We start from the raw sequence: 3307 nt of genomic DNA, 5'->3' as shown, positions 1-3307 counted from the left end.
GCTGGTAATGCCGCTGCAAATAACTACCTCAGCAGTGCGCAACAAGCTCAGATGGAGAAAGAATTAAAGGAGTGTCCTGACCTTTTATGTGAAGCAGCAGTGTCTGCGAAGTGGTCTGCGATTAGTACAGGGCAAGGTATAAGCTTTGGGGCAGGTATGGTAGCTGGTGTACCGGCTGAAATATACGATACGCTTGATGGTTTTTTGCAAATAATCAGTTCTCCTACGGTTGGTGACTTGATACAAATAGCCAAAAATTCCAAAGAGATTTTGAAAGCGCTCAAAGATTTCTTCACCAGTGGTAAGGTTTTGGCTACCCTTGGGCATGCCTTTGCACAGCCCTATGTAGATCGCATTAATAAAATGGAGGAGGAATATGAGCGAGCCGGTGCCGGTGGTTCCTTTAATGCTGGTCTTGAATTTGGAAAATTATTGACTGAAGTAGCAACGCTGTTTTTGGGAGGAGCTGGAACAGCCAAGGGAGCCATAAAGCTTGGCGAAAAGACAGTGATCAAGTTCAATGCTATGAAAGATTTTGCCCAATTCGCTTCCAAGAAAAATCTTGCAGAACTTGCAACTCAAGGAGATCCTGACAAATTTGCGGCGAGGAAAGAACTGACCAAACTTGCTGCTAAAGAAAAAAAGCTTTGGTTAAAAAAGAAACCCACTAAATTTACCGATAGCAAATTTGGTCAGACGAACAAAGCTTATAAGAGAGACGATTTGTTTGATCCTAACCAAAGGGTTAAATGGAGAGTAAACAAGAAAGACGTGTGGGGCACCAATATTGAAAGGATGGAAACAGGAAGAGCACCTATAGGATTTGATGGTGAGCCTGTTGAGTTGCATCACCTAAAGCAAACGCATGAGGGGCCCATAGCAGAAATGAGCAAGGAATCTCATAATAAATATAATTCCGTGATTCATGCTCCTTCCAAAACACATCAATCGCTTATAGAGAGAGAAAAGTTTAATAAGTGGAGAGAGGAATATTGGAAGGAACGCGCTAAAGGGTATAGAGAACAAAAAAACAGTAATTTAGGAGAAATAATTGATATGAAATGGGGTATTATAGGTCTAGATTTTGACAGATGGGGACAGGAGCATCGGCAGTAATACTCTACGGTTGATGAAAAGAGAAAAAACAGAGATTTATAGAATAATTAATGGAGAATAATTGATGAAAACCTATACCTTAGATGATGTTGCAGTCTTAATTGATAAAGTAAATAAATATGATGAAGAGATTATCAATTTGGGTACTGAAGATGATGGAGAGAATGAAACAGATGATTTACAGATTGAAAAGGCGGAGAAAGCTTTGGGTTTGCAATTCACATCCTCTTACAAAGTTTTCTTAAAAAAATATGGAGGAGGAGAAATTGGTGGTGATGAAATATTTAGCATTTATGGAGATTGTGGGGAAGGTATTCCTGCTGGTGATATTGTTTACCGAAACTTACTCAATAGAGAACGTGGTTTTGTGACACCAGAACAGCTTTTCATTAGCAGAACAGATTTTGGTGAAACCTTTTATTTTGATTATACGCAGTTTAGGGATGGAGAATGCCCACTTTATGTCATGCTTCCATCTGAGGATTGCGAGTATTACGCTAGCAATTTTTATGAATTCCTTTGCAAAAGAATTAAAGAAAGTGTGGGAGCTGAGATACCTGATGGTGACCAACCGATTGAAAAGATTGAGAACACTCCCACTCCGCAACCTATCNATGAAGCGTTTATAACGCAAGTTTTGAGGATCATCCATGAAAACCTATACCTTAGCTGATGTTGCACAATTAATTAATAAGTATCCGGATGTTATCGACTTTGGCACTGCAGAGGATGCACCTGATGATATATTGATTGAAAAGGCTGAGAGAACTCTTGGTTTACAATTCACCTCGTCCTACAAAAGTTTTTTAAAAAATTATGGAGGAGGAGAAATTGGTTGCGAGGAAATTTTTAGCATTTATGGTGTAGACTTTGAAACTGTTTATGGTGGTGACATTGTCTATAATCGCTTAACAGAAATGAAAAATGGTTTAGCAAAATCACAGCAGCTTGTTGTCAGTAGAACTGATTTTGGTGAGACATTTTACTTTGATTACTCTCAGTTTCAGGATGGTGAATGTCCGCTCTATTTTGAGGTAATATCTGGAGATCCCCTTTATTATGCAAGTAATTTTTATGAATTTCTCTGTAAAAGAATTAAGGACCATGCAGGGGAAGATTTATGAAAACCTATACCTTAGCTGATGTTGTAATATTAATTGATAAAGTGAATAAATATGATGATGAGATTATCCATTTTCGTACTGAAGATGATGCAGTTGATGATCTTGTAATTGAAAGGGCTGAGAAAGCTCTTGGTTTACAATTCACATCCTCTTACAAGAGTTTTTTGAAACATTATAAAGGTGGGGACATTAGTGGTGAAGAAATCTATAGTCTTTATGAGCATCCTATAGGTGTTTCTGTTAATGACGTTGTTTTCCAAAACTTAAATGATAGAAAACGTGGTTTTACGACACCAGAACAGCTCGTTGTGAGTTATGATCTTGATGAAACCTTTTACTTTGATTATACGCAGTTTCGGGATGGTGAATGCCCACTCTATGTCATGTTTGCGGATGAGGAGTCCGAATATTACGCCAGTAATTTTTATGAATTCCTATGCAAAAGAATTAAAGTACACGCGGGAGTTGAGATACCTGATGGTGAAAAACCGATTGAAAAGATTGAGCACACTCCCACTCCGCAACCTATCCCTTTTTACAAGAGTTTTTGGAAAAAACTATGGAAGAGGTGAAATTGATAGAGGAAATATGGAGCGTTACGCAAGTTTTGAGGATAATTGATGAAAACCTATACCTTAGATGATGTTACAGTATTAGTTGATAAATATGAAGGTGATATTGTTAATTTTGCTAGCAAAGATAAGGAGGTTGATGATCTCGTGATTGAAAAAGCTGAGGAAATTCTTGGTTTGCAATTCACATCTTCCTATAAAGTTTTTTTAAAACATTATAAAGGCGGGGACATTGGTGGTTATGAAATCTATAGGCTTTATAAGGAGTGTGGAGAAGATATTCCTTTTGATGATATTGTTTTCCAAAATTTAAATGATAGGAAACGTGGTTTTGCAACACTAGAACAGCTTATCGTTTGTGATGCTGCTTTTGGTGAAACCTTTTATTTTGATTATACGCAGTTTCGGGATGGAGAATGCCCACTTTATGTCATGCTTCCATCTGAAGATTGTGAATATTACGCCAGTAATTTTTATGAATTCCTTTGTAAAAGA

5 protein-coding genes are annotated in these 3307 nt (G+C 37.5%); all 5 read left to right on the top strand.

Translation table 11 applies throughout. The features are described from left to right. The coding region (locus ACFIMC_RS04945) for an HNH/ENDO VII family nuclease (RefSeq protein WP_375681040.1) at positions 1-1116 on the top strand (1116 nt) is incomplete at its 5' end. Positions 1117-1180: 64 nt separating this feature from the next. Then, the gene (locus tag ACFIMC_RS04940; RefSeq protein ID WP_375685689.1) at positions 1181-1789 is read left to right on the top strand and encodes an SMI1/KNR4 family protein; all 609 of its coding nucleotides are present in this window, start codon (positions 1181-1183) and stop codon (positions 1787-1789) included. After that, entirely contained in the window at positions 1767-2240 is a 474-nt protein-coding gene (locus ACFIMC_RS04935; RefSeq protein WP_375613701.1) for an SMI1/KNR4 family protein, read from the top strand. Before ACFIMC_RS04940 ends, ACFIMC_RS04935 begins: the two co-directional genes overlap by 23 nt. Then, on the top strand, positions 2237-2812 hold the full coding sequence (locus ACFIMC_RS04930) for an SMI1/KNR4 family protein (protein ID WP_375685687.1): 576 nt from the start codon (positions 2237-2239) through the stop codon (positions 2810-2812). The genes ACFIMC_RS04935 and ACFIMC_RS04930 overlap by 4 nt, the downstream gene beginning before the upstream one ends. A 48-nt stretch (positions 2813-2860) precedes the next feature. Further along, the coding region (locus ACFIMC_RS04925; RefSeq protein ID WP_375681039.1) for an SMI1/KNR4 family protein at positions 2861-3307 on the top strand (447 nt) is incomplete at its 3' end.

The sequence above is a fragment of the Bartonella sp. AP21QHHD genome (assembly GCF_042196205.1).
Lineage (GTDB): Bacteria > Pseudomonadota > Alphaproteobacteria > Rhizobiales > Rhizobiaceae > Bartonella.
The sequence above is the reverse complement of the archived record's forward strand: the minus strand, read 5'-3'. Positions and strand labels throughout refer to the sequence as shown.